The sequence below is a fragment of the Bradyrhizobium sp. CCBAU 51745 genome (assembly GCF_028128715.1).
Lineage (GTDB): Bacteria > Pseudomonadota > Alphaproteobacteria > Rhizobiales > Xanthobacteraceae > Bradyrhizobium > Bradyrhizobium manausense.
The window spans coordinates 59,813-85,366 of record NZ_LBJP01000004.1; the positions used below are offsets into that span (position 1 = coordinate 59,813).

Below are 25,554 nucleotides of genomic sequence, written 5' to 3' on the forward strand. Positions count from 1 at the left end.
GAGATGCTGTCGCGTACCGCCGAAAACCTCTACTGGCTCGCCCGCTATGTCGAACGGGCCGAATACCTCGCACGCACCATCGATGCGACCCTGCGCGTCACCGCCCTTCCCGCAACCTATATCGGCAAGACCAACGAATGGGATTCCGCCCTGCTCACCGCCGGCGTCGCGGAGAGCTTCTATCAGACCCATGAGGAGGCCAACGAGCACAACGTCGTCGACTACCTCTCGTTCTCGGCCGACAATCCCTCCTCGATCAGGAACTGCATCGAGGCGGCGCGGCTGAATTCGCGCTCGGTGCGCACGGCGCTGACCAGCGAGATGTGGGACACCATCAACTCGGCCTGGATCGAGTTGCAGGAGGTCTGGAGCAAGGGCACCTCGACCCGCGAAGAGCTCGCAAAGTTCCTGCGCTTCGTGCAGGAGACCTCGCTGCGTTTCGACGGCTCGGCCTACCGGACGATGCTGCGCAACGACGCCTACTGGTTCTCCCGCCTCGGCCTGCATCTGGAGCGCGCCGACAACACCGCGCGCATTCTCGACGTGAAGTATCACGTGCTGCTGCCGGAGGAGGAGCATGTCGGCGGCCCGCTCGACTTTTATCAGTGGAGCTCGATCCTGCGCTCGGTCTCCGCGTTGACGGCCTATCACTGGGTCTATCGCGAGACGCTGAAGCCGTGGCTGGTCGCGGACCTGCTCATCCTCAACGGCACGCTGCCGCGCTCGCTGGCGAGCTGCTACGAGAATCTCGTGCGCAATCTCGACCAGATCGGCGTCGCCTATGGCCGCCAGGGCCCGGCCCAGCGCCACGCCCGCGGCATCCGCAACCGGCTCGAACACAGCAACATGAACGACATTTTCCAGCATGGCGTGCATGAATTCATTCAGGAATTCATCGCAGACAATTCCAGGCTGGGCGAAATCATCACGAAGCAGTATTTGATTTGACATACGCCGTCATTCCGGGGGCGCCCGAAGGGCGAACCCGGAATCTCGAGATTCCGGGTTCGGTGCTGCGCACCGCCCCGGAATGACGCAAGAAAAACGGTCCACCATGCGCCTGCGAATCCAGCACACCACGACCTATCGCTACGAGCCGGCGGCGACGAGCGTGATCCAGATCCTGCGCATGACCCCGTGCAGCCATGACGGGCAATATGTGGCGGAATGGCAGATCGACGTCTCCACCGACACCAAGCTCGACATGCACGAGGACGCGTTCGGCAACGTCACCCATGTGCTGTCCTGCGGGCCCGTCAGCGACATCCGGATCACCGCCGAAGGTCTGATCGAAACCCACGACACCGGCGGGGTGTTGCGCGGTGCCGACGAACGCTTTCCCGCCGACATGTTCCTGCGCACCACCGACCTGACGACCGTCAATCCGGCGATGGCGGCGGTCGCGCGTCAGTTGCGCAGCGAGGCCGAGAGCGACACGCTCGGCTTCCTGCACACGCTGATGAGCGAGATCAGCGATCACATGACTTTCGACGAGGATCCGACCAACAGCGGCACCTCGGCCGCCGAAGCGTTCACGCTGAAACGCGGCGTCTGCCAGGATTATGCGCATATCTTCATCGCCTGCGCCCGCACCGGCGGCGTGCCGGCGCGCTTCGTGTCCGGGCATTTCCTGCGCTCCGACGGCACCGTGCATCAGGACGCCGGCCACGCCTGGGCTGAAGCCTATGTTCCTGATCTCGGCTGGGTCGGCTTCGATCCCGCCAACAGCATCTGCACGACCGATGCCCATGTCCGCGTCGCAATCGGGCTCGACTATCTCGGCGCGGCCCCCGTGCGCGGCACCCGTTACGGCGGCGGCGCGGAGACGCTGACCGTCGCGGTCAAGGTCGAGCAGGCCGGCCGCGGCGGGCAGTCGCAATCACAGTCGCAGCGGCAGGGATAGATTGTCATTCCGGGGCGATGCGACGCATCGAACCCGGGATCCATCGGGCCGCGGAGTTGGAGGAGAGATGGATTCCGGATTTCGCGCTTACGTGCGCCCCGGAATGACAGCCATCCCCCGGGAATCGGGGGTTGGAGCGGGCGGCGAAATTGGCTAGTAAGTCCGCGCAAACGCGTTCGGGGACTGGAAATGACCTATTGCTGCGGAATCCTGGTTCGGGACGGTCTGGTGATGATCGCCGACACCCGCACCAATGCCGGCCTCGACAATGTCTCGACCTTCCGCAAGCTGCATATCTTCTCCAAGCCCGGCGACCGCATCATGGCGATCGCCAGTGCCGGCAACCTCGCCATCAGCCAGTCGGTGCTGTCCACGCTGACCGAAGGCCTCGAAGACCCCAACACGGGCGAGATCGAGACGCTGATGAACGCGCCGACCATGTTCCAGGCCGCCCAGCGTATCGGCCGGGCGATCCGGGCCGTGCACGCGACCGAAGGGCCGGCGCTGAAGTCCGAGGACGTCTCCTTCGACGTCTCCTTCCTGTTCGGAGGCCAGATCAAGGGCGCGCGCATGCGGCTGTTCATGGTCTACACCGCCGGCAATTTCATCGAGTGCACCACCGACACGCCCTACTTGCAGATCGGCGAGCACAAATACGGCAAGCCGGTGCTTGACCGCGCCATGCATTACGACGTCGAGCTCTACGAGGCGCTGAAGACCGGCCTGATCTCGATGGATTCGACCATGCGCTCGAATCTCGGCGTCGGCCTTCCCATCGACGTGCTGGTGGTGCGCACGGACGCCTGCGAGGCCGATCTCAACCACCGCATCGAGGCGGGCGAGCCCTATTTCCACGACCTGCGCTCGCGCTGGTCGGCGGCGCTCCGCGCCGCGCATCAGAACATTCCGCGGCCGCCTTACAAGAACGAAAAAGAACCCAAAACCTGACAACAGAAAGAAAAGGCAGGAAACGATGAGTGAAGCAAAAAAGATCGCCCTGGTGACGGGTGCTGGCACCGGTGTCGGACGCGCGGCGGCACTGGCGCTGATGAACACCGGCTTCACCGTGGTGCTCGCCGGCCGCCGCCTGGAGATGCTCGAGGAGACCGCCAAGCTCGGCCCCGCGGGCAAGAGCCTCTGCGTCACCGCCGACATGACCAAGCCTGACTCCATCGCAGCTCTGTTCGACAAGGTGAAGGCGACCTATGGCCGCCTCGACGTGCTGTTCAACAATGCCGGCATGGGCGCGCCCGCCGTCAATTTCGAGGACCTCAGCCTCGAGCAGTGGCAGGCGGTGGTGAACACCAACCTCACCGGCCCGTTCCTGTGCACCCAGCACGCCTTCCGCATCATGAAGGACCAGAGCCCGCGCGGCGGCCGCATCATCAACAACGGCTCGATTTCGGCGCATGCGCCGCGGCCGTTCTCGGCGGCCTACACCTCGACCAAGCACGCCATCACCGGTCTCACCAAGGCCAGCAACCTCGACGGCCGCATGTATGACATCGCGGTCGGCCAGGTCGACATCGGCAATGCCGCGACCCCGATGACCGATCGCATGGTCAACGGCCCCGGCGTGCTGCAGCCGGACGGCACCACCAAGCACGAGCCGCGCATGGACGCGAAGGCGGTCGGCGATGCCGTCGCCTACATGGCCGGCCTGCCGCTCGATGCCAACGTGCTGTTCATGACCGTCATGGCGACCAAGATGCCGTTCGTGGGGCGGGGCTAGCGCCAAACTGCGAAAACAACCCCATGCACAGTAGACGCCGGAAGGCGTCTCCTGCCGGGGTGACGCGACGCAAGTCCGCGCGCTATCTCAACAATCGTCGTTGCGGGCGCTCAAACATCCGCCCGCCCCGCACGGATTGATCGGCCGACCTGCTGCAAGGCCTCGAAGGCTGCGAAGCGCTTCTCGTTCCAGCCTGCCAGGGCTGCGTGGGGCGTATGTATTTCTCCCAGAGCCGACATCACCTCCATCGCCTCCGCAACGCTCACGTGATCGCCGGACGCAACCGCCCCCAGCATCGCGGAGCCGAGCAACACGGGCTCGGGGGATGCCGAAGCAGCAACGGTCAAGCCGGTCGTATCGGCGAGCACCTGCCGCACCAGGCGGCTCTGGGCCGCGCCTCCGCTGACGACGATCGTATCGATGGCGATGCCTTTGTCCTGCTGGGCGCGCACGATCTGCCTCGCGCCGTAACCAAGGCCACACAGGCCGGCAAGATAGAGGGCGAGCAAGCTCTCCAGGTCCGCGCGCATATCCAGTCCAGCGATCAGCGCGCGCGCATCGGGATCGGCGAAGGGCGCGCGGTTGCCGAGAAATTCCGGCACGACATGAAGTTCGCCGACCAATTCCTTGATCATCCCCGCACCGCCGCGCACCTCCACTTCCGAAGCGAGCCAGTCGGAGGGCAACCGCTGATCCTGACCTGCCGCCTCTGTGGCCTGCGCGGAATAGGGATGCATCTGGATGAGATGGTCAATGGCTGCACCGGCGACTGACTGTCCGCCCTCATTGAGCCATAGTCGCGGCACCATGGCCGAGAAATAAGGCCCCCAAACGCCGGGAACGAACGTCGGCTCCGTCGTTGTTGTCATGGTGCAGGCGGACGTTCCGAACACGTAGGCCATGCGCGTGAGTACCGTCCCGGCAGCTCCGCGGGCGCCTACCGTGCCGACACCGCCGGCATGGGCGTCGATGAGACCTGCCGCAACTGATGTACCCGACATCAGGCCAAGGTCGCTCGCGGCCTCCGCCGTCAGGCCGGCGCCGAGCCGTGTCCCGCCGGGCACGATCTCGGTGCCGATCCGACGAAACTGCTCGTCCGCCAGCGAGCCGAGTCCGATCGCACGAAAGAAGTTGGCGTCCCAGCGGTCTTCGTGGCCGAGATAAGTCCACTTGCACGTGACGGTGCAGGTGGAGCGAGCAAGGCTCCCCGTTGCGCGCCAGGTCAGGAAATCGGTCAGGTCCATGAACTGCCAGGCGTCCGCAAAGCTGCGCGGCATGTTCTCGGCAAGCCATAGCAGTTTCGGCGTCTCCATCTCGGGTGAGATCGTCCCCCCGACATAGTCCAAAACTTTCGCGCCAGTGCGGTTGATCCGGCGCGCTTGATCGACGGCGCGGTGGTCCATCCATACGATGATATTGCGGGCCGGATCGCCGGACGGACCCACGGCAAGCGGCGCGCCGCCACTGCCTAGCACCACCAGCGAGCAGGTCGCGTCAAAACCAATTCCGGCAATACTGTCAGGCGCGATGCCGGCCTTTCCGACCGCGCCGCGCACGCTGCGGCATACGGCGCGCCAGACGTCCTCGCTCGATTGCTCGACAATATCGCCAGCCTCGCGCCAAAGCGTGATGTCGGCCCTGTCGGTGGCGACAAGCCTGCCGGAGCGATCAAAGATTCCGGCTCGCGCACTGCCCGTGCCGACGTCGATACCCAGAAAATGACGCGTCATCGCGGAGACCCTCACCATGAAGCAACGTTCAGATCGCAGATGCGAAAGCGCTAGAGATCGTTGCTCTGCGGCAGGATCACGAGGTCGCGGATCGTGACGTTTCTCGGACGGGTCAACATGAAGAGCACCGCCTGCGCTACTTCCGTGGGCTGGATGAGGCCCCCTGCCGCCATCTCTGCGTCGAGCTTCTCCTTCGGCCAGTCGCTGATGAGCGCGGTCACGACCGGGCCCGGCGCCACGGCGCCGACGCGCAGGCCATATTTCGCGACCTGCCGACGCACGGTATGGACAAAGGCCTGCACGGCATGTTTCGAGGCGGTGTAGATCGGCTCCCAGACCACGGGAACGAGACCGGCGATCGAACTGGTGACGATGATGTCACCGCTCTTGCGCTCTACCATGTGCGGCAGCACCGCGTGGATGGAGCGAAACAGCGCGTTGACGTTGAGGTTGAGCATGCGGTCCCACGCGTCGGGGTCGCCGCCAAGCACCTCGCCGCCGACATAGGTACCGGCATTGGCATGGAAGATGTCGAGCCGGCCCACTTTTTCCAGCACTTGCGGCATCATGCATGCCATGCTCGCGTGATCAGTGAGGTCGATACGCAGCGGGATCGCGTTCTCGCCAAGCTCGGAACAGACCTTGTTCAGCGCCTCCTCTGCCCGATCGACCAGCACGACACGCGCACCAGATTCGATCATCGTCCTGGCGCATTCGAGACCGATGCCAGAGGCGGCACCGGTGATGGCGGCAACTTTTCCTGCAAGTTCCTGGCCCACGGTCGGTCCTCTTGTTGGAGTTTGTTTAGGCTCGGCCATGGGAGACACGCGAGCGTCGTGCGAGCGAGTCGACGATGACCGCAACGGCAAGCACGGCGCCGGTGATCATGTACCGAAGCGACGATGAGAGATCGAGCAGCGTGAGGCCGCTGGCAATCGACTGGATGACGATGATGCCGAGCAGTGCGGAATAGGCGCTGCCGCGCCCCCCAAACAGGCTGGTGCCGCCGATGACCGCGGCTGCGATGGCGTTGAGGTTCACGTCGCCCGTGCCAGCCTGCTGGCTGGACGATGCGAGCCTGGCGGCGGCGAGGATACCGCCGGCGGCCGCGAGCGTGGAGCACAGCATGAAGGCGCTTGCATAGATCCGGCGAACATTGATGCCGGCACGACGGGCGGCCTCGCGATTGCCTCCGACCGCGCTCATCGAGCGGCCCCATTTGGTCCGCTTCAGCGCGTAGTTCATGACCACGCACAAGCCGACGAACAGGCCGAACATCCACGGGACGCCACGCGCGAGATTGAGATAGTAGACGATGAATTCGAGCACGATGACAACAAGCGCAGCCTTCAGCAGGAGGTGGCCGAGCGTGCTTGCAGACAGTCCCGCCGCGCGCCTGCGCGCGGCCATGCGGTAGCCGGTCGCGAACACGACCACGCCGGCAAGTGCCGCCAGCGTGTAGGATACGATCGGCGGCATGACCAGCATCTGCCCGAAATTGACCAGCGGCGATCCATAAGGAAGGTTGATCGAGCCGGACGAGCCGAGCAGATAGAGTTGCAGGCCGAGCCATGCCAACAGGCCTGACAGCGTCGAGACGAAGCTCGGCATACCCAGCCGATTGAACAGGAAGGCATAGAGGGCGCCGATCGAGGCGCCCAGCACCAGCGCCACGATAACAGCCACCGCCACAGGCCAATCCTGGTTGACCCAGAGCACGCCGATCAACGCAGAGGAGAAGCCACTCACCGAGCCGACAGAGAGGTCGATCTCGCCGACCATCAGGATACAAACGATGCCGAGCGAGATCACGCCTACGGTCGAGCAATCGAACAGCAGATTGACCAGATTGTCAGGCGCCAGGAAGACCGGGTTGAGGCTCTGGAATGCGGTGCAGATGATCAAGAGGCCGACCACCACCGGCAGAGAGCCGAGGTCGCCCGATCGCACGCGGTCGACAAAGGCGCCGATCGTGCCGCGGAGCGTATCAGCATGCGCGACGCGCTCGTCGCGACGGTCCAGCAACCGCGCGGTCGAGACCCGTTGCGTGTCGTCGGTCATATCAGCACCTCCCGCGACGGCTCCGCGCCGCGTCGGCTGGCACGCCGGGAGACCGAATTCTCGTCGGCCCCCGTGATGGCCGTGACCAGATCCTGGTTGGACACATCGGGTCCGAACTCGCCGTTGTTGCGGCCGAGGCGCAGCACCACGATGCGGTCGGCAACGGCGCGCACGTCCTCCATGTTGTGACTGATCACGATGACACCGAGGCCGCGGGCGCGCACGCGCTCGATCAGGTCGAGCACCTCTGCGGTCTGCGCGACGCCGAGCGCTGCGGTCGGCTCGTCGAGCAGAATGAGCTTCGGCTCGGTCAGCAGCGAGCGCGCGATCGCCACGGTCTGGCGCTGCCCGCCAGACAGCGACGCGACGGGTTCGCGCACGCTCGGAATGCGGGCCGACAATTCGTTGAGCAACGTCCAGGCCCGGATCTCCATGGACACCTCATCGAGCCTGACAGGATTGAGCTCGCGGCCGAGGAAGATATTGGCGACCACGTCGAGGTTCTCGCAGAGCGCCAGATCCTGGAAGACGGTGGCGATGCCGAGGCCGAGCGCCGTGGCCGGATCGGACAGGACGACCTGTTCGCCATCGAAGTCGATCGTCCCGGACGTAGGCTGGTGCACGCCGGCCAGAATCTTCACCAGCGTGGACTTCCCGGCGCCGTTGTCACCGACAAGCGCCACGACCTCGCCGGCATGGACGTCGAGGTCGACATCGGCAAGGGCGGACACCGCGCCGAAATTCTTCGAAATGCCGCGAAGCCTCAGCACCAGCTTGCCTGGCCCCTCCTGCGGGTGGTCGACATCCGGAATCGTGGACATGTCCGCTTACGCTTTCTCTTCGTTCGTCCCGGCCGCATTGAGCGGCCGGGACGCTGCTTCGCTCACTGCGTGATGCCGAGCTTCTTGCATCCGGCAGCATATCGGCCGGTGCAGAGCTGATCGGCGGTCTGGATCTTCTTGTCGATGATCTCCGCCTTCAGGTTCTGCTCGGTCACGACAGCCGGAATGAACAACTTTGATGGCGTATTAAAGAGCGTGGTTTCCGACTTGGGCGTGCCGCCCGAGAGGAACTCCACCGCCGCCTGGGCCGCGGCGGCTGCAACGATCTCGCTGGGCTTGGAGATCGTGTTGTACTGATCGCCGGCGATGATGAGCTGAAGCGCGGCGATCGTCGCATCGTTGCCCGTCACCGGCGGCACCGGCTCGACACCGGCGGCCTTGAGCGCGGCAATCGCGCCACCGCCCGTACCGTCGTTGGCAGCGACGACGCCAAGGATCTTCTTGCCGAAGCGGGTGACCTGGCCGCTCGCCCATTGCTGCGCCTTGGGCGGCGCCCAGTCCGGCGTGTCGTATTCGGCGAGGATCGGATAGCCGCTGTTGTCCAGGCCCGCGTGGATGCCCTTCTTGATGAGTCCCGCGGCGGCATCGGTAGGCGATCCGTTGATCTGGAGCACGCCCTCACCTTCCTTCGGCGTGACCTTGGCGTCCTTCAGATGCTTGACCAGCGATTCCGAGATGGCCTTGCCGATGCCTTCATTGTCAAAGGAGACGTAGAAGTCGGCCTTGGCGTCCGGGATCGGGCGATCATAGGCGATCACCTTGATGCCCTGGGACTGTGCCATCTTCACCAGCGAAGCGGCGGCGGCCGAGTCGACCGGATCGAGCACGATCACCTTGGCGCCCTGCGAGATCACCGAGTTGAACTGCTGTTGCTGGCGCGCGGCGTCCGCACTGGCATTCTGGTAGACGACCTTGCAGCTGGCGCAGAGCTTCTTCATCTCGGCAGCAAAGCCTGGATAGTCGTGCTGTTCGTAGCGGGTTGAGGCCTGGTCGGGCATCAGGAACGCGACGGTTGCATCCTTCACCTCCGCGGCACGCGAGGACATGGCCGTTGCGCCGAGTAGCGACAGGGCGAGAGCGGCCGAGCAAATAGTCTTGAGCGAGGGCTTTGTCATTCGGACTTCCCTTTCGGAAACTGGGTGTTAAAGTGCTGCTCGTTGATGTCTTGGAGACAAGCCATCCCTGCTTCCGCAGCCGGATGAGAACGGCGGTCAGCGCCGACAGCCTCCGAAGCCACGCGGAATTTTCGGACAGACGATCTCCTTCGCAGGCCGCCGTCGGCGCGCCCGCGTCATTCTTCCCGTAATCGTCCTCCTCCCTTGCTCCTCCCGGTTAGGCGGCGCGTGCCGCGTTGATGTTGTCCGCCAGCAACCGCCTGAAGCGCGAAGGCGGCATGCCCTTCTCGGCCAGGAACTGGCGATTGAAATTGGAGAGATTGTTGAAGCCGACCTGGAAGCAGATGTCGGTGATGGACGCGTGTTCGTCGCTCATCAGGATCTGGCAGGCGAGATTGATGCGGAGCCGCTTAACATATTGCACCAGCGACATCCCCGTGTGCCGGCGGAACGAGCGAGAGAACGCGCTTTGCGACTGGCCCGCGATCGCGGCGAGATCGGCTTCGCTGAACGGCTGCGTGAGGTTCTCGCGGATGAAGGCGAGCGCCTTGTTCATCCCCGCCGACATGTAGCCGGACGGGTCGGGCAAATAGTTCGGGCTGGACAGCGGCAGTGCACCACGGGCGCGGGAGAGCGTCCCCAGGATCATCATGAAAAGTTCGATCCGGCGCACGCCCTTCGCCGCCACGATCTCCTCCATCAGCGGGGCAAGCTCCTTGCTCGTGCTGCCGGCAAAAAGGACGCCGCGCCGGGAGGATTCCAGCAGCGCGCCGAGACCCGACAGCTCAGGCATCAGCCTCATCGTGTCGCCAATGAATTCTTCGCTGAACTGGATGATGCGTCCGCGCAGCGGGATGGTCATGTCCGCCGGCAGGTCGCTCACCCAATTATGCGGCAAGTTGGGTCCCGTGAGCACGAGGTTGCCCGGCTCGAACTGGCCGATGAAATCGCCAACGAAGTAGCGACCGCTGGTCGCGACGACCTGATGGATCTCGTATTCCGGATGAAAGTGCCACCTGACCGTGTGGAAGGGATACCCGTGCGACCAAGCCTTGAACGACTCGCCGCGCCGTATCTGGACGACTTCCAGGTCTGGTTCCATATCCGTTCCCTCCTGGCCGGCCCGGTTTGTAAACGTCTGGGCTCGGACCCGATGGCTGAATTTGGCTCAGCTCTCTCTATTGCTCGGAACCGTATCGGGTGACCGCCGCTGCCGCCACCACGATTCAGATGCCGAACCGATACTCTTTTGACATTCGTTCGGTGGGCGCTGCAATATGCCTTCAGGCTTCGACGGGCTTCCCTACTCCAGGTTCTCCACCTTCCGCAGGCTCGGAAACAGCTTCATCCAGAGCAGCGCCACGGCAACCGTGCAGACGCCGCCGAGCACGGCCGCCGGCATGGCGCCGAACAGGGCTGCCGTCAGGCCGCTCTCGAACTGGCCGAGCTGGTTCGAGGCGTTGATGAACAGGAAGTTGACCGCGCCGACGCGGCCGCGCATCTCGTCGGGGGTCGCCAGCTGCACCAGCGAGAAGCGGATCACGACGCTGATCGTGTCGGCGGCGCCGAGGATCGCGAGCGACAACACCGACAGCCACATCCAGGACGACAGCGCAAACACGATCGTGGCGATGCCGAACACGATCACCGCCTGGAACATGCGCAGGCCGACATGCCTGGAGATGGCGTGGCGCGCCAGCACCATGGTCATCAGCAGCGCGCCGACCGCGGGCGCAGCCCGGAGCACGCCGAGCCCGACCGGGCCGGTCTGGAGGATGTCGCGGGCATAGATCGGCAACAGCGCGGTGACGCCGCCGAACAGCACGGCGAACAGGTCGAGCGAGATGGTGCCGAGGATCGCCGGATTGCTCCTGATAAAGCGGACGCCGGCAAAGATATTGTCCTCCTCCGTTCCTTGCCTGGCGACCGCCTGCGGACGCGGCTGGATGAAGCCGGTCAGGATCATCCCGAAGACCCAGAACAGCAGCATCACGGTGTAGGCGAGATGCGGTGCGATCGCGTAGGCAAAGCCGCCGAGCGCAGGCCCGGTGATGGTCGCGACCTGGGCCGCCCCGCTCGCGACCGCCGTCGCACGCTGGAGCGAGCCCTGCGGCGCGATCAGCGGCAGCAGCGCCGCGGTGGTCGGGCTTTCGAAGGCGCCGGCAATGCCGAGCACGAAGGTCGCGATGAAGATCTGCACTTCGCTGACCGCGCCGAGATAGGTGATGACAGCGAGATAGAGCGCGGTGGCGGCTTCCACGAGCTGGCAGAGCTGGACCACGCGCTTGCGCTCGAAACAGTCGGCGGCGTGGCCGGCGACGAACACCAGAAGCGCGGTGGGCGCGAACTGCACCAGCCCGACCATGCCGAGGTCGAAGGCCGAGCCGGTGAGATCATAGATCTGCCAGCCGATCGCGACCGCCGCGATCTGGCTGGAAAAGCGCGACAGGCTGCGGGCGAGCAGGAAAAACAGGAAGGCGGGATGGCGGAGGAGCTCACCGGCGGTGGCCGGCGGACTGACGGATCCTGACTGCTCTGGCATCGCCTGTTCGGTCACGCGCGGACGATCGGCCCTTGATATCGACGCGCCGGGGGTGGCTGACCGGGACCCGGATGTCAACAGCAGGACGGCCCGCACCATTCCCGGCATTGCGTTTGCAACGCAGGCGCGGCCATAATGATTGAGGGTTTGGGGACATCATGCTGCGGCTGCAATCGACACTCGGCGTTTTCGCATTGCTGCTGATCGCCTTCGCACTCGCGGAGAATCGCCGCGCGGTCTCGTTGCGCCAGGCGCTGATCGGCCTCGTCGTCACCTTCGTCACCGCGATCGTGCTTTTGAAGGTACCTTTCGTGGCGCACGCTTTCGGGGCCATCAACGACGCGGTCGGCGCCATCTCGGCGGCCTCGCGCGCCGGCTCCTCCTTCGTGTTCGGCTATGTCGGCGGCGGCACCCTGCCCTTCGAGCTGAAGGTGCCGGGCGCCGATTTCATCCTGGCGTTCCAGGCGCTGCCGATCGTGCTGGTCATGAGCGTGCTGACGACGCTGCTGTTCTACTGGCGGGTGCTGCCGCCTGTTGTGCGCGGCATGGCCTGGCTGCTGGAGCGCACGCTGGGCGTCGGCGGCGCGGTCGGGCTCTCCACCGCCGCCAACATCTTCCTCGGCATGGTCGAGGCGCCGCTGTTCGTGCGGCCGTATCTTTCGCAGATGTCGCGCAGCGAATTGTTTCTGGTGATGACCGGCGGCATGGCCGGCATCGCCGGCACCGTGCTGGTGCTCTATGCGACGCTGCTTGCGCCTCTCATTCCTGACGCAGCGGCGCATTTCGTCATCGCCTCCGTGCTGGGCGCGCCGGCCGCGATCCTGGTCAGCCTGATCATGATCCCCGAGACGTCGGACAAGCGCACCGGCGGCGCGCTCGAGGATCCGGAGATGGCGGTCTCCGGCACCATGGATGCGATCGTGAAGGGCACCAGCGCCGGCATCGAGCTGTTGATCAACATCGTCGCGATGCTGCTGGTGCTGGTGGCGCTGGTCTATCTCGCCAATGCGGTGCTGGGGCTATTGCCTGCCGTGGGGGGCGCCGCGATCTCGCTGCAGCGGGTGCTGGGATTGATCATGGCGCCGGTGTGCTGGCTGATGGGACTGCCCTGGGACCAGGCGATCACCGCCGGCAGCCTGATGGGCACCAAGACCGTGCTCAACGAGCTCGTCGCCTATGTCGACTTCTCGAAGCTGCCGCCCGATACGCTCGATCCGCGCTCGCGCCTGATCATGCTCTATGCGATGTGCGGCTTCGCCAATTTCGCCAGCCTCGGCATCATGATCGGCGGCCTCGGCGTGATGGCGCCGGAGCGGCGCGAGGAGATCAACGCGCTGGGGTTGAAGTCGATCGTATCGGGGACGCTGACGACGTGCCTGATGGGCGCGGTGGTCGGGGTGTTGACGTAGGTCTGTCCGCTCGTCATTGCGAGCGAAGCGAAGCAATCCAGAATTTTCCCGCGGGGGGCAGTCTGGATTGCGTCGTCGCAAGGGCTCCTCGCAATGACGAGGAGAGAGCCTCCACCTCAACCGCACAATTTCGACTGCTCCAGGAGCCGTCGCACGTCACCCAGCTTGGCGCGGCACACCTCGGCCGCCATGGCCTTCGCCTCGGTGGTCCGTCCCCGCGCGAGCAGCAATTGCGCCAGCAAGGCCCGCGCCACCGATCGCACCGGACCGCCCGCCACATCCGACGCAGCGAGCGACATCGCGGTTTGCACTTCCGCCTCGGCGGCACTGAGGCTGTTCCGTTCAGCGAAGTAAATCGCACGGAACAGGTGAGCGCGCGGGTCCTTCGGATAGCGGTTGACGAAATCAGCGGAACGGCCGGCCATCTCGCGCGTGCCCGCCGGCATTTCCGACGCGCGGATATACTGCCCGGCATCGGCCATGTAGGACCGATAGTGAATGGCGGCGAAGCCGGCGCAAATCAGGGATCCCACAAATCCTCCGAGCAACACCATGCCAGCGCTTCGCGGCAGGCTGTCATAGGACCAGAAAGCGATCCACGGCGTGATGGCAAGCGCGGCACCAGCTACCGCACCGCCTGCATGCGCATAATAGTTGACGTTGCCGGAGGCGCCAAAGGCCAGCGGCAGCAGTGCCGGAACACCGAAGAAGAGCGACGTCTTCAGTCGCGACATCGTCGTCTCGGCGTCCGCCTCGGGCTCGAAGCTCGCAACGAACAGCGCGGCGATGAGCCCGGTAATGGCGCCTGACGCGCCGACGCCGACCGTGCCCGAGCCATTGCCCAGCAGCGAGCCGGCCTCGCCGGCCAGCGCACTGGCAACAAAGATCAGCGAAAACCAGCCACGGCCGATCAGGCTCTCTAGCCTGACGCCGACGATGAACAGCGCAACGCAATTGCCTATGAGGTGCCACTGGCTGCCATGCAGAAGCGGCGCAAGGCCAATCCGCCACCACTCGTTTTTCCCGACAACCAGATCGTAGCCGGACGCGCCCTGTGCGATCAGCGAGCGGACATCGAGTGAGCCGTCCCGCCCCATGTCGACGGCGAGACTCCGTTGCAGCGCGAAGATCACCATCAGACAGAAAATCAGGCCGATTGTGAGGAAAGGGATATCGGAGAGAAACTTGTTGTCGCGAAAAAGCGAGCTCTCACTCGCGGACTCATCGTCGTCCCGCATGACCGCGGGAGCGGCCGGCGTGGCGACGGATTGAAACGAGGCTCTCGAAGGTGGCGCCACGACGCCGCGCCGGCCAAAACTATTGGTCGCCATCAAAGCATGTCCCTGGTGTCACAGCCTTGAGTTGACGCCAGGGATATTTTCGATCGGGTTAGCGGGCTGCGATAGGGGCTGGTGAATTGGTCGGACTGGTAACGGCCCGGTTTCGCGGATCTGGGGCTTTTTAGGGATTGTGTCGGCGCATGCCGTAGCCCGGATGAAGTGCAGCGCAATGCGAGACCACACTCACCGCGGAGAGGCTTTCCCGGATTTCGCTCCACTCCATCCGGGCTACGAAGCAAGCTCTTTCCGTCGTCATTGCGAGCGGAGCGAAGCAATCCAGAAATGTATCCGCGGAAACAGCCTGGATTGCTTCCGCCTTCGCCAGAGGCTTCGGCGGACAAGTCGTCGCAAGCGCTCCTCGCAATGACGAGGAGAAAGCCTACGCCTTCAACTCCACCGTCCTGAACTCCGCCGGCAAGATCACTTCCAGCAGCTCCACATCGTCAGAATAATCCAAGATCATGTGCTTGATCTTCGGCGGCTGGGTCCAGGCGCTGCCTTGCTGCATCATCGTCTCGCCTTGCCCATCCATGTAGGTCTTCACCCAGCCCTTGAGCACATAGACCATCTGGAAGTCGACGTCGTGGAAGTGCAGTTTCGACACCTCGGCGGGATCGCAGGGGCCTTGCAGGCGGATGACGTGCGCCTGCGCGAGGCCGTGGGTCGCGTTGGCGATGCCGAGATCGCGGTACTTGGCGTAGGCGCGCAGGCCGTCGGCTTTGAAATCTTCCTCGCGGTGATGGCTGATGGCGATGCGCTGCTTGGGGCGGGCGGGTTTTTTCGCAGCGGCCGTGCGGGCTTTTGATTTCACCACCTTGCGCGCGGAGGATCGTGCGGCGGACTTGGCGGCGCTTCGTTTCTTCCCCACAGTCTGGGCTGCGCTGCGCGATTTTGTTGTCTTGGCCATGGGCGGCCTCCCGGTGTTGTTATGACGAGAGGCTAGCACGGAAACAGATTTCGTAGGGTGGGCAAAGCGAAGCGTGCCCACGTTCTGCATGTGATCACGGAGAGAGATGGTGGGCACGGCGCGCGAAGGGCGCGCCTTTGCCCACCCTACAAGAGCGGTGCTCTATCTCAATTCAACCGGAACACGCCGTCGATCGCGCGCAGCTCGGCCGGCTTGATCAGCTTGGAGTGCGCGACGGTCACCGAATGCAGCGGGCCGTCGAGCTTCTCGGTCCAGAACGCCAGGAAATCGGTCAGCGCCGGGAATTTCGGGAACATGTCGTAGTTCTGCCAGACGTAAGTCTGGAGCAATGACGGATGATCCGGCATCCGGTAGAGAATTTGGGCCGTTGTCAGCCCGTAGCCCAGCATCTGTTTCCTGAAGTCCTCGGAAACGCCCCCAACGCGCAGTCCCATGCCAAACCTCCTTTGCAGGAGCGCATACAGGGGGTGGCTTGATCCGTGCCCCGGGAGCCACCCGGAAACGATGCGCTCACATGAGAGAAATGTGACGCAAACTGACAATCCATCTCAAGCCCAAAAGTTTAACAAGCTGTTGAAATTCAATGCGTTAGCAGCAGAGCGGGCACCGTGCTAATACGGTCACCACGGTCATCACGGCGCCCTCGAAAAGGCGCTCCGAAATCGGTTAACGATGGGAAAGGTTTCTGGCACTTGGGCCTTCAGAGTGCCGAATTTTCTGCTAGAAGCCCTTGCCCCCGCAAAATTCCTGTCCTATTTCAGCTGCACCTGTGCTGGCACTCACTGGCACAGACTGCTAACATCTTGAAATCCTCAACTCGTGCAAATGCTTAGGAGGACTGCATGAAATTCCGTCCGCTTCACGACCGCGTCGTGGTCAAGCGCATCGACGCAGAAGAGAAGACCGCCGGCGGCATCATCATTCCCGACACTGCCAAGGAAAAGCCCTCCCAGGGTGAAGTCGTTGCCGTCGGCCCGGGTGGCCGCGACGAGGCTGGCAAGCTGGTTCCGATCGACCTGAAGGTCGGCGACCGCGTGCTGTTCGGCAAGTGGTCCGGCACCGAAGTCAAGATCGACGGCCAGGACCTGCTGATCATGAAGGAGAGCGACGTGATGGGCGTTCTCGAGGTCACCGAGTCCAAGAAGAAGGCGGCTTAAGAGCCCCTCTCCTCCCTCCAATCAACATTCCTAAGGAAAATTCCAGATGGCAGCCAAAGAAGTCAAATTCGCGGTTGAAGCGCGCGACAAGATGCTGCGCGGCGTCGACGTTCTCGCCAACGCGGTGAAGGTCACGCTCGGCCCGAAGGGCCGCAACGTCGTGCTCGACAAGTCGTTCGGCGCTCCCCGCATCACCAAGGACGGCGTCACCGTCGCCAAGGAGATCGAGCTCGAGGACAAGTTCGAGAACATGGGCGCGCAGATGGTGCGCGAAGTCGCCTCCAAGTCCGCTGACGCGGCCGGCGACGGCACCACCACCGCCACCGTGCTGGCCCAGGCGATCGTGAAGGAAGGCGCCAAGTCGGTTGCCGCCGGCATGAACCCGATGGACCTCAAGCGCGGTATCGACCTCGCGGTCGAGGCTGTGGTTGCGGACCTGCAGAAGAACTCCAAGAAGGTCACCTCGAACGACGAGATCGCCCAGGTCGGCACCATCTCGGCGAACGGCGACCAGGAGATCGGCAAGTTCCTCTCCGACGCCATGAAGAAGGTCGGCAACGAGGGTGTCATCACCGTCGAGGAAGCCAAGTCGCTCGAGACCGAGCTCGACGTCGTCGAGGGCATGCAGTTCGATCGCGGCTACATCTCGCCCTACTTCGTCACCAACGCCGACAAGATGCGCGTTGAGATGGACGACGCCTACATCCTCATCAACGAGAAGAAGCTCTCCTCGCTGAACGAACTGCTGCCGCTGCTCGAGGCCGTGGTGCAGACCGGCAAGCCGCTGGTCATCGTCGCCGAAGACGTCGAAGGTGAAGCGCTCGCGACCCTGGTCGTGAACCGTCTGCGCGGCGGCCTGAAGGTCGCGGCCGTCAAGGCTCCGGGCTTCGGCGATCGCCGCAAGGCCATGCTGCAGGACATCGCGATCCTGACCGGTGGCCAGGCGATCTCGGAAGATCTCGGCATCAAGCTCGAGAACGTCACGCTCAACATGCTCGGTCGCGCCAAGAAGGTGATGATCGACAAGGAGAACACCACGATCGTCAACGGCGCCGGCAAGAAGGCCGACATCGAGGCGCGCGTGGCCCAGATCAAGGCGCAGATCGAGGAGACCACCTCGGACTACGATCGTGAGAAGCTCCAGGAGCGTCTCGCCAAGCTCGCTGGCGGCGTCGCGGTGATCCGCGTCGGCGGCGCGACCGAGGTCGAGGTGAAGGAGCGCAAGGATCGCGTTGATGACGCGATGCATGCGACCCGCGCGGCTGTCGAGGAAGGCATCGTCCCGGGCGGCGGCGTCGCCCTGCTCCGTGCTTCCGAGCAGCTCAAGGGCCTGCGCACCAAGAACGACGACCAGAAGACCGGCGTCGAGATCGTGCGCAAGGCGCTGTCGGCTCCCGCTCGCCAGATCGCGATCAACGCCGGTGAAGACGGCTCGGTGATCGTCGGCAAGATCCTGGAGAACAAGGCCTACAATTACGGCTTCGATTCCCAGACCGGCGAATATGCCGACCTCGTCAAGAAGGGCATCATCGACCCGACCAAGGTGGTCCGTACCGCGATCCAGAACGCAGCCTCGGTGGCGGCGCTCCTGATCACCACGGAAGCCATGGTCGCCGAGCTGCCCAAGAAGGGCGGCGCCGGCCCCGCAATGCCCCCGGGCGGCGGCATGGGCGGCATGGACTTCTAAGGTCCAACCACCTCAAGACTTGCGAAACCCCGGCAGCGATGCCGGGGTTTTTGTTTTGGACGCGGCGGCCCGACGCTGCGTCTTGTGGCGGTCTGCAACCAAAACTACAATTCCGGCGAGTATCGTTCTGATCACCTCGGCTAGCCTTACGCGGAGCCCTGACGAGAATTGCAATGTCGCGCCGTATGATCTTTCCGCTGCTGGCAGCCCTTATCAGCGTCATCGCCGTGGGCCTGTTCGTGCCAATGCCCGCAGGTGCGTCAGACAGCAACGAGGTGATCGGGAAGATGGCCGGGACATGGCCGGATTGGCTGCAGCGAGCCGAGCAATGTCCCGCCGACGCCATGCCAGCAGACGCAGGCGCGCCTGCTTTTTCCATCGAGGAATGCACCGCCGCAGTGGAGCAGTGTCTCGATCGCTGCCGCACGGGCCATGCGGGCGACTGCTACTCGGCCGCACTCGTCGTCCAGCGGACGATCAAGACCGGACCACTCTCCGATGCGCTATTTCTGAGAGCCTGTAAGCTCGGCGTTGCTTCAGGCTGCACGAATGTTGCCGCGAGCATGGAAGACAGTGGCGACTATGCCTGCCCCATTCGAACCTATGAACTGGCATGCGGCCGGGACGATCCGTGGGCCTGCACGATGATGGGCTTTCACCTGACCAGAGGTATCGGCATCGAGAGGAACCACGACCGGGCGCGGCGCCTTATGGCGAAATCCTGTCGCTTCGGCGATACCGACGAAGCCTGTGCAAACGCAAAGGCCATTCTGAAAGAGATTGGCGACTGACGTGCGACCGCGGAATGACAGCCGGGTCTCACCGCACCATCTTGCCGATTCGCTCATACCGGATGCTTGATGCGCCCGGCTCGGCTGTTGTGCGCGAGAAGAAGATCATGCTCACGCGCCCAACGACATTGTCGATCGGGACGAAGCCGATGGCCGACATCACGCGGCTGTCAGTCGAATTATCTCTGTTATCGCCGAGCATGAACAGATGTCCTGGTGGCACAGTGTAGGTCGGGGTGTTATCGAAGTAACCATTGTCGACACAGTCGAGCGTCTCGTAGCTCACCCCATTCGGCAACACCTCGCGCCAACGCTTGGCATAGCTCAGCGCCTCGCCGCAGGCGCCTTCCTCAAGGGCGTCACGCAATCGCTCGCGTTGCACGGCCGTTCCGTTGATCAGGAGCTCGCCATCCTTGATCTGGATGCGATCGCCGGGCAACCCCACGATGCGCTTGACGTAGTCGGTCCGCTCATCCTTCGGCAGCCGAAAGACAACCACGTCGCCGCGCGCAGGCTCCGTGGCGAACAGGCGACCCGGGAACGACGCCATCCCGAACGGCAATGAAAAACGACTGTAGCCATAGGCAAATTTGTTGGCGAAAACGTAGTCGCCGGGCAGCATGGTGGGGATATTGGATCCCGACGGAATGCTGAACGGTTGAAACAGAAGGGTTCTGATCAGGAGCGCGATGACCGCTGGCAAGCAGAGCGCGGATACGCCATAGGTTACGAGGCTGCGAAAGAAACCGAATCCTTCGACGCTGCCGAGCATTAGCAGCGTCATCACAAGTGACCAAAGGCTGAAAAGGCCGATCGCAAGCCCAAGTGCCGCAGGTAGCTCTGCCGGACCGCTGGTGAGGCGGAGCCCAACTGCGCCGGCCATAGCCAAAACACCAGCCACGATTGTCGGCAACATTCCCCACGCGAACACGGTGCGCAGCTTCGCTGCCGACGCGACCCCACCCAAGATCCGCCCCACGCCCGCAGCAACCCAAGCACCGATATAGAGATTCGCGATACTGAGAGGAGCGCCGGCAACAAGGCACAGAAGGAGGACACGCCAGTCGGCCAAAGACCGCTCGAGGCCCACATTCAACAATCCTGCGACAGCGGTCGCAACACCTCCAAGCGCAGCGAAAAGGAGCACCGAACGGCTGGGAGCTCGGGAGACAACGTCCCGGATTGTCCGCCGCGGTCTCCACCATATCGTCAAAAGAGGAGACAATCTTCCCGTCCCATCGTTTGATCCTGCGCCCGACATTCCAACTCCGCCCGCCAGCACTTGCCGAAAGCCTGCGTAGCAGCCACGCAGGCGCGGCGCTACTCTGGAGTGCGGTTGTACAGAACTTCGCGTCAGGCCCGATGGCAACCGGAGCCCTGATGGAGCGCAGCGCAATCCGGGCTACGGCATGAAGACGCGGATCAATGGATTCCGGGCTCGCGCCAAGAGGCGCGCCCCGGAATGACAGAAGTGGCGCACTCCATTGAGTCGTTTTACGGCCACACGCAGGAAAAGTAGAATTTCGGCCTCGTCATTCCGGGGCGGGACGAAGTCGCGAACCCGGAATCCATTCCACCACTTGCGCATGGCCTGTTATGGATCGACCTGTGTCCACAATTGCGAGCTGAGTTTGCGGATCAATAGATTCCGGGCTCGGCGCTACGCGCCGCCCCGGAATGACGCGAGCCCGGCCCCGTCACTCCACCTTCCCCATCCGGCCCGGACGCAGCCCGCCTCCGGAATCGAGCGACCAGAAGATCCGCGTCACCTTGCCGATCAGATTGTCCATCGGGACGAAGCCCATCACCGACTTGAAGCGGCTGTCGGTGGAGTTGTCCCTGTTGTCGCCGAGTGCGAAGAAATGGTCCGGAGGGACGGTGTAGATCTCGGTGTTGTCGGCGTAGCCATTGTCGACGCAGTCATAGGTGATGTAGCTCACCCCGTTCGGCATCGTCTCGCGCCAGCGCTTGACCTTGGTCCCGGTCTCGCCGCCGCAGGCGGAGCCCGCGGCTACGTCCTTCAGCGCGACGCGCGTCACCTGGATGTCGTTGAGGAAGAGTTGTCCGTGCCGCATCTGGATGCGATCGCCGGGCAATCCGACAACGCGCTTCACATAGTCGGTCTCATTGTCCTTCGGCGACCGGAAGACGACGATATCACCATAGGCGGGATCGGCGGCGCCGAACCGACCCGAGACAAAGGATGGCGCGAAAGGAAACGAATAGCGGCCGTAGCCATAGGCATATTTCGCCGCGAAGACGTAGTCGCCAACCACCAGCGTCGGGGCCATCGAGCTGGACGGAATGTTGAAGGGCTGGAACAGCACGTAGCGAAACAGGATCAGCGGCGACCACAGCACGGGCACGAGCAGGATCAGGATGATAATCGCTTTCCATTCGCGAGGTCTGGCCCTTGGCCGGACGGTGTCCTGAAGCGTGGTCATCGCATTCCCTGCCCGAGATTGTCGTCGCCACAGGATTGCGCAACCTGTAGGCGCGCACAATCCCTGACCCGTCCGACTTGGTCGTCCTGCTGCCGGGCTGCGTTCAAAGCGGCCGCCGGCCGCCGATCAACTCTGCGCCATCTCCTGAAAACACGCCCGCACCCAGTCGATCGTCACGCGCGTTGCAGCGTCGCGCTTGAGGTGGTTTTGCACCAGCAGCCAGACGTCGCGCCGCTTCGGCAGCAGGCTGGCGCGCAGGCGCCGATCGCCGAGCAGGTCCGCGCAGACATATTCCGGCAACACGCCGGCGGCCCGATGCGCGCGGATCAGATTGCGGATGACCCGGACGTTGTCGGTGACGCAGCGCGCGCGGGCCTTCTTCGTGCGCAGGAATTGCATCTCGGGAATGGCGCCGAGCTCGTCCGGATAGGTGCATAGCATCGGCTCGCCTTCGGTCGCGGCAGGCTCGAAATAATAGAGCTTGATGTCCCCGAGCCTGGAGATCGCAAAGTCGCCCTTGTCGGGCTTGCGCAGACGGATGGCGAGATCGGCTTCCCAGCGCGAGAACCTGACGTTCTCGCTGGAGGTGAGGAATTGCAGCGTGAGGCCAGGATTGGCGCGCAGGAAGTCGCTCGCGCGCGGCGACAACACCGCCTCGGCGACCGTGTTGGTGGAGGCGATGCGCAGGCGCCCGACCGGCCCTTCCAGACTCTCGCTGAGGCGGCCGATCTCGGCGGCATGCGCGGCCATCGCCTCGACATGCGCCAGCACCGCCTCGCAGCTCCGCGTCGGCCTGCGCACGCCGTCGGCGGCCTCGAACAGGCGCAGGCCGAGCGCTCGCTCGATCCGCGACAGCCTGCGCCCCACCGTGGTCTCGTCGATGCGCAGCCGCGCGCTGGCGCCGGCATAGGTGCCCTCGTCCCTGATGGCGGCGATGATGCGCAGATCGTCCCAGTTCATGGGCTTTAAGGCTACATCGGCTGGGAGGCGTCTGCAATATCGCAGCCACCGGCTGCAATATCCCTGCATATCGGCAGGCGGCTCCGGCGTTATGCTGGCCCGGCCTTCGCCCTGGAGATTGCCTGACCATGACGACCGCGAAGACCCTGCTCGAGCTCGCCGGCGCCGACCTCACCCCGCCACGCCTTGCCGATGCCGCGCTGGTGCTGATCGACATCCAGAACGAATATCTTGCAGGCCCCCTCGCCTTGCCCGACGCCAAGCCCGCGATCGCGCGGGCGGCTGCGCTGCTGGCACGCGCACGCGAGGCTGGCGGGGCGATCATCCATATCGCCCATCGCGGCAAGGCCGGCAGCCTGTTCGATCGCGGCAGCGAGCGCGGTGCCATCGTCGCCGAGCTCACGCCTCGTGCCGGAGAGCTGGTGATCGAGAAGGAGCTGCCCAATGCGTTTGCCGGCACCGATCTTAGGTCGCGTCTTGCCGCAACCGACAGGAAGAACATCGTGCTGGCCGGCTTCATGACGCATATGTGCGTCAGCTCCACGGCGCGCGCCGCGCTCGATCTCGGCTTTCGCACCACCATCGCTGCCGATGCCTGCGCCACGCGCGACCTGCCTGATGGGCGCGGCGGCACGCTGGACGCGCGCACCATCCACGAGGTTGCGCTCGCCGAGCTTTCCGACCGCTTCGCGATCATCGCGCGCGGCGAAGCTCTGAGATAACGGAGCAACATGATGCTGCAACTCTATTTCTCGCCGATGGCCTGCTCGCTTGCGAGCCGTATCGCGCTGATGGAGGCAGGTCTCGAGGCGCGCTATCACCAGGTGCATCTTGCGACCAAGACGATCGCGGACGGCGAGCGCGATTTTCGCGGCATCTCCGCAAAGGGCGCCGTGCCGGTGCTGGTGCTGGAGAACGGCGAGCGGCTGACCGAGAGCGCGGCGGTGCTGCAATACATCGCCGACCTCAGGCCCGAGCGCGGCCTTGCGCCGCGGCCGGGAGATCTGGATCGCTACCGCCTGCAGGAATGGCTGAGCTTCGTCGGCACCGAGATCCACAAGGCATTCCTGTTTCCGACCTTCTGGTACAAGGACGACGGCTCGCTCGCCAAGCCGCGCGCGCGGATCAGCCAGACGCTGTCGGTGCCATCAGCGCATCTGACGGACCGCGAATTCCTCGTCGGCAGCAGTTTTACCGTCGCGGACGCGCATCTTGCCTGGGCTCTGCTGCTGCTTCGCCCCGCCGGCGTCGACGTCGCGCAATGGCCCTCGCTCGCTAGATATCTCGAACGCATGCAGGCGCGGCCCGTGGTGCGAGAGGCGATCGCCATCGAGATGGCATTGCGCAAGTCCGTCCCGGTCAATGCGGCGTAGCAGTCACTCTGAAGCAGAAAATCAAAAAGGGCCGCAGCGAGCGGCCCTTTTGCATGATCTCGAATTGACCAGGCCTAGTCGACCCGCGCCAGCACCGCCAGCTTGCGGATGCCCTTGTTGCGATAGGCGTCGAGGAACGCGTAATAGTCCTTGAACGAGACGCAGCCGTTGGAATCGCCGTTCGGCCCGAGCATGAAGGTGTGTGCCAGCAGGCCGTCGCGGCCGTAGATCGCGCTCTCGCCGCCGATCGGCGTGAGACGCAGCGCGGGCACGCCATGGAACAGCGCCTCGCGCGGCTTCAGCGTGTAGATGTGCGGCGGGGTGACGCCGCGCATGCGCACGCGCTGCGAGTGCGGATCGTCGAGGTTGGAGCCGAGGCCGGAATGCGCCTCGAGCCTGGTGCCATCGGGCAGGTAGACCGTCTTGGCGGTGATGTCGTAGACCGCGGTGTCGCGATCATAGGGCGGAGCGCCGCCGAGCATCGGGTTCTGCTCCTTCGGCGCGATCGCCGAGGTCACGCTGGCATCGGCCGAAGCGTAGGCGAGCAGGCCGCCGGAGGACTCACGCTTGCCCCACAGCTTCTCCACCATCGACTGGCGCGGGCCGGTGATCGACATCACCGCAGCCTTGGCGCGATCGGCAAAGGATTTTGGCTTGGCTTCCGGCGCCGGCACGATCTGGGCCGGATCGGCGGAGGCGAGTTGCACCGGCGCGTCCGAGCGCTTGCCCTTCGCGACGTCAGCGACCTTGTCAGCGACCCTCTCAGCCACCTTGGCGGGGTTGAGCGGCTTCAGCACTTCCGCGACCTTCGCGACAACGGTCGGCTTCGGCGTGGCTTCCGCGACCTGAGCCGCAGGCGCGGCGGTGGCCGCGTTCGATTCGACACCCTGCGTCGCCGCGGCGGCAAAGCGCTCGTTGAACTGTTCGCGTGAAATCGGTTTGGCCACCTGCAGCCGGTCCGGCAGCAGTGCAAAGGTTTCCCTGATCGCCTCGCCCGCCTCGCGCAGCGCCACCTTGGGCGCGCGCTTGACCACGGGCTCGTCGTAACCGGCGCTGCCGACGGTCGGATAGACGCTGGCGGCGAAGATGTTGTTGTAGACGGTCCAGCCGGCAAGCAAGACGCAGCCGGCCACGGCGGCGCCAAGCAGGTTTTGGGTGGTCATTTTCCGGGAAGGCTTCCGATAGGAATTTTTCTGCTTCCGTGCCGCGTAACTCGGCGCAGCGATACTCGTACTCATTCGCCTTGCGTCCAGGACGGTGTCACTCAGTCCCCCTTCGAAGCGCCGCTGGTCACGTTCCGGAACCAGCATCTCGCAGAGGGTCGGAGCGTCATTAAGGCGACTTTTAGTTAAATGCAGATTAAGTTCAGGCAGTTGTAGGGCAGCTCGTTAACGCTGTGCCATTTTGAGAAAAAGGCCCGCAGAACTACGGACTTAGGCGACACTGTTAACCATAATTCTCGGCCGGTTCAGCACGCTCAGAGCGCCTCGCCGACCGCACCTTTGGACCCACCAACCAAGTCATTTTCGTGGTCACCATG

Annotated in this window: 24 protein-coding genes; 10 read left to right on the forward strand and 14 right to left on the reverse strand. The window is 64.1% G+C overall.

What is annotated here, in order from left to right:
* The first annotated feature begins 3 nt into the window (after positions 1-3).
* The 4 genes from XH98_RS05455 to XH98_RS05470 all read left to right on the forward strand — a co-directional run bounded on the left by XH98_RS05455 (position 4) and on the right by XH98_RS05470 (position 3,635).
* Positions 4-948 carry an alpha-E domain-containing protein gene (locus XH98_RS05455; protein ID WP_057740903.1) on the forward strand — a complete coding sequence of 315 codons (945 nt, stop codon included), beginning with the start codon at positions 4-6 and terminating at the stop codon, positions 946-948.
* Positions 949-1,054: 106 nt separating this feature from the next.
* The gene (locus tag XH98_RS05460) at positions 1,055-1,903 is read left to right on the forward strand and encodes a transglutaminase family protein (RefSeq protein ID WP_271597009.1); all 849 of its coding nucleotides are present in this window, start codon (positions 1,055-1,057) and stop codon (positions 1,901-1,903) included.
* Between the two features lie 189 nt (positions 1,904-2,092).
* The gene (locus XH98_RS05465; RefSeq protein WP_057740901.1) at positions 2,093-2,851 is read left to right on the forward strand and encodes a proteasome-type protease; all 759 of its coding nucleotides are present in this window, start codon (positions 2,093-2,095) and stop codon (positions 2,849-2,851) included.
* A gap of 25 nt (positions 2,852-2,876) precedes the next feature.
* Complete coding sequence (locus XH98_RS05470) at positions 2,877-3,635, forward strand: SDR family oxidoreductase (RefSeq protein WP_057740898.1); 759 nt, start codon at positions 2,877-2,879, stop codon at positions 3,633-3,635.
* A gap of 110 nt (positions 3,636-3,745) precedes the next feature.
* On the opposite strand, the gene XH98_RS05475 is transcribed toward XH98_RS05470, so the two are convergent.
* The 7 genes from XH98_RS05475 to XH98_RS05505 form a co-directional block, all read right to left on the reverse strand.
* A complete protein-coding gene (locus XH98_RS05475; protein WP_271618024.1) occupies positions 3,746-5,365 on the reverse strand; it encodes an FGGY-family carbohydrate kinase in 1,620 nt (539 codons plus the stop codon).
* 50 nt (positions 5,366-5,415) lie between these two features.
* Positions 5,416-6,144, reverse strand: coding sequence for an SDR family oxidoreductase (locus XH98_RS05480; protein ID WP_220002638.1), 729 nt, complete (start codon positions 6,142-6,144; stop codon positions 5,416-5,418).
* Between the two features lie 25 nt (positions 6,145-6,169).
* Complete coding sequence (locus XH98_RS05485; RefSeq protein WP_271618025.1) at positions 6,170-7,426, reverse strand: sugar ABC transporter permease; 1,257 nt, start codon at positions 7,424-7,426, stop codon at positions 6,170-6,172.
* Positions 7,423-8,247, reverse strand: coding sequence for an ATP-binding cassette domain-containing protein (locus XH98_RS05490; RefSeq protein WP_057740892.1), 825 nt, complete (start codon positions 8,245-8,247; stop codon positions 7,423-7,425). Before XH98_RS05490 ends, XH98_RS05485 begins: the two co-directional genes overlap by 4 nt.
* Before the next feature lie 62 nt (positions 8,248-8,309).
* A complete protein-coding gene (locus XH98_RS05495; RefSeq protein ID WP_271618026.1) occupies positions 8,310-9,383 on the reverse strand; it encodes an ABC transporter substrate-binding protein in 1,074 nt (357 codons plus the stop codon).
* 217 nt (positions 9,384-9,600) lie between these two features.
* Positions 9,601-10,485: an AraC family transcriptional regulator gene (locus XH98_RS05500; RefSeq protein WP_271618027.1), complete on the reverse strand. Its 885-nt coding sequence runs from the start codon at positions 10,483-10,485 to the stop codon at positions 9,601-9,603.
* 201 nt (positions 10,486-10,686) lie between these two features.
* Positions 10,687-11,925: an MFS transporter gene (locus tag XH98_RS05505; protein ID WP_271618028.1), complete on the reverse strand. Its 1,239-nt coding sequence runs from the start codon at positions 11,923-11,925 to the stop codon at positions 10,687-10,689.
* Between the two features lie 158 nt (positions 11,926-12,083).
* Here XH98_RS05505 and XH98_RS05510 point away from each other — a divergent pair, with 158 nt between their 5' ends.
* Positions 12,084-13,334, forward strand: coding sequence for a NupC/NupG family nucleoside CNT transporter (locus XH98_RS05510; protein WP_271618029.1), 1,251 nt, complete (start codon positions 12,084-12,086; stop codon positions 13,332-13,334).
* A gap of 116 nt (positions 13,335-13,450) precedes the next feature.
* Here the strand turns inward: XH98_RS05510 and XH98_RS05515 are convergent, their stop codons facing one another.
* From XH98_RS05515 to XH98_RS05525, 3 genes are all read right to left on the reverse strand, one after another.
* Positions 13,451-14,665, reverse strand: coding sequence for a rhomboid family intramembrane serine protease (locus tag XH98_RS05515; protein WP_271618030.1), 1,215 nt, complete (start codon positions 14,663-14,665; stop codon positions 13,451-13,453).
* Between the two features lie 388 nt (positions 14,666-15,053).
* Positions 15,054-15,581: a cupin domain-containing protein gene (locus XH98_RS05520; protein ID WP_271618031.1), complete on the reverse strand. Its 528-nt coding sequence runs from the start codon at positions 15,579-15,581 to the stop codon at positions 15,054-15,056.
* A 167-nt stretch (positions 15,582-15,748) separates the two neighbouring features.
* Positions 15,749-16,036, reverse strand: coding sequence for an usg protein (locus XH98_RS05525; protein ID WP_271597017.1), 288 nt, complete (start codon positions 16,034-16,036; stop codon positions 15,749-15,751).
* A 408-nt stretch (positions 16,037-16,444) separates the two neighbouring features.
* Between XH98_RS05525 and XH98_RS05530 the strand changes: the two genes are divergently transcribed.
* From XH98_RS05530 to XH98_RS05540, 3 genes are all read left to right on the forward strand, one after another.
* The gene (locus tag XH98_RS05530; protein WP_057740880.1) at positions 16,445-16,759 is read left to right on the forward strand and encodes a co-chaperone GroES; all 315 of its coding nucleotides are present in this window, start codon (positions 16,445-16,447) and stop codon (positions 16,757-16,759) included.
* Positions 16,760-16,805: 46 nt separating this feature from the next.
* Positions 16,806-18,446 (forward strand): chaperonin GroEL, encoded by a 1,641-nt coding sequence (groL, locus tag XH98_RS05535; RefSeq protein ID WP_220002647.1) that lies wholly within the window; start codon positions 16,806-16,808, stop codon positions 18,444-18,446.
* A 173-nt stretch (positions 18,447-18,619) separates the two neighbouring features.
* On the forward strand, positions 18,620-19,237 hold the full coding sequence (locus XH98_RS05540) for a hypothetical protein (RefSeq protein WP_271597018.1): 618 nt from the start codon (positions 18,620-18,622) through the stop codon (positions 19,235-19,237).
* A gap of 28 nt (positions 19,238-19,265) precedes the next feature.
* On the opposite strand, the gene lepB (XH98_RS05545) is transcribed toward XH98_RS05540, so the two are convergent.
* The 3 genes from lepB (XH98_RS05545) to XH98_RS05555 form a co-directional block, all read right to left on the reverse strand.
* The gene (gene lepB, locus XH98_RS05545; RefSeq protein ID WP_333931563.1) at positions 19,266-20,309 is read right to left on the reverse strand and encodes a signal peptidase I; all 1,044 of its coding nucleotides are present in this window, start codon (positions 20,307-20,309) and stop codon (positions 19,266-19,268) included.
* A 625-nt stretch (positions 20,310-20,934) separates the two neighbouring features.
* The gene (gene lepB, locus XH98_RS05550; protein ID WP_271618032.1) at positions 20,935-21,681 is read right to left on the reverse strand and encodes a signal peptidase I; all 747 of its coding nucleotides are present in this window, start codon (positions 21,679-21,681) and stop codon (positions 20,935-20,937) included.
* Between the two features lie 126 nt (positions 21,682-21,807).
* Positions 21,808-22,641, reverse strand: coding sequence for a LysR family transcriptional regulator (locus XH98_RS05555; protein ID WP_271597020.1), 834 nt, complete (start codon positions 22,639-22,641; stop codon positions 21,808-21,810).
* A gap of 128 nt (positions 22,642-22,769) precedes the next feature.
* On the opposite strand from XH98_RS05555, the gene XH98_RS05560 reads away from it, so the two are divergent.
* Together XH98_RS05560 and XH98_RS05565 are read left to right on the forward strand one after the other, a co-directional pair.
* Positions 22,770-23,363, forward strand: coding sequence for a cysteine hydrolase family protein (locus XH98_RS05560; protein ID WP_271618033.1), 594 nt, complete (start codon positions 22,770-22,772; stop codon positions 23,361-23,363).
* 12 nt (positions 23,364-23,375) lie between these two features.
* Positions 23,376-24,014, forward strand: a complete 639-nt coding sequence (locus XH98_RS05565) for a glutathione binding-like protein (protein WP_271618034.1) — start codon at positions 23,376-23,378, stop codon at positions 24,012-24,014.
* Positions 24,015-24,088: 74 nt separating this feature from the next.
* Here XH98_RS05565 and XH98_RS05570 read toward each other — a convergent pair whose 3' ends face one another.
* Positions 24,089-25,177, reverse strand: coding sequence for a DUF2778 domain-containing protein (locus tag XH98_RS05570; RefSeq protein WP_271618035.1), 1,089 nt, complete (start codon positions 25,175-25,177; stop codon positions 24,089-24,091).
* Positions 25,178-25,554 lie beyond the last annotated feature (377 nt).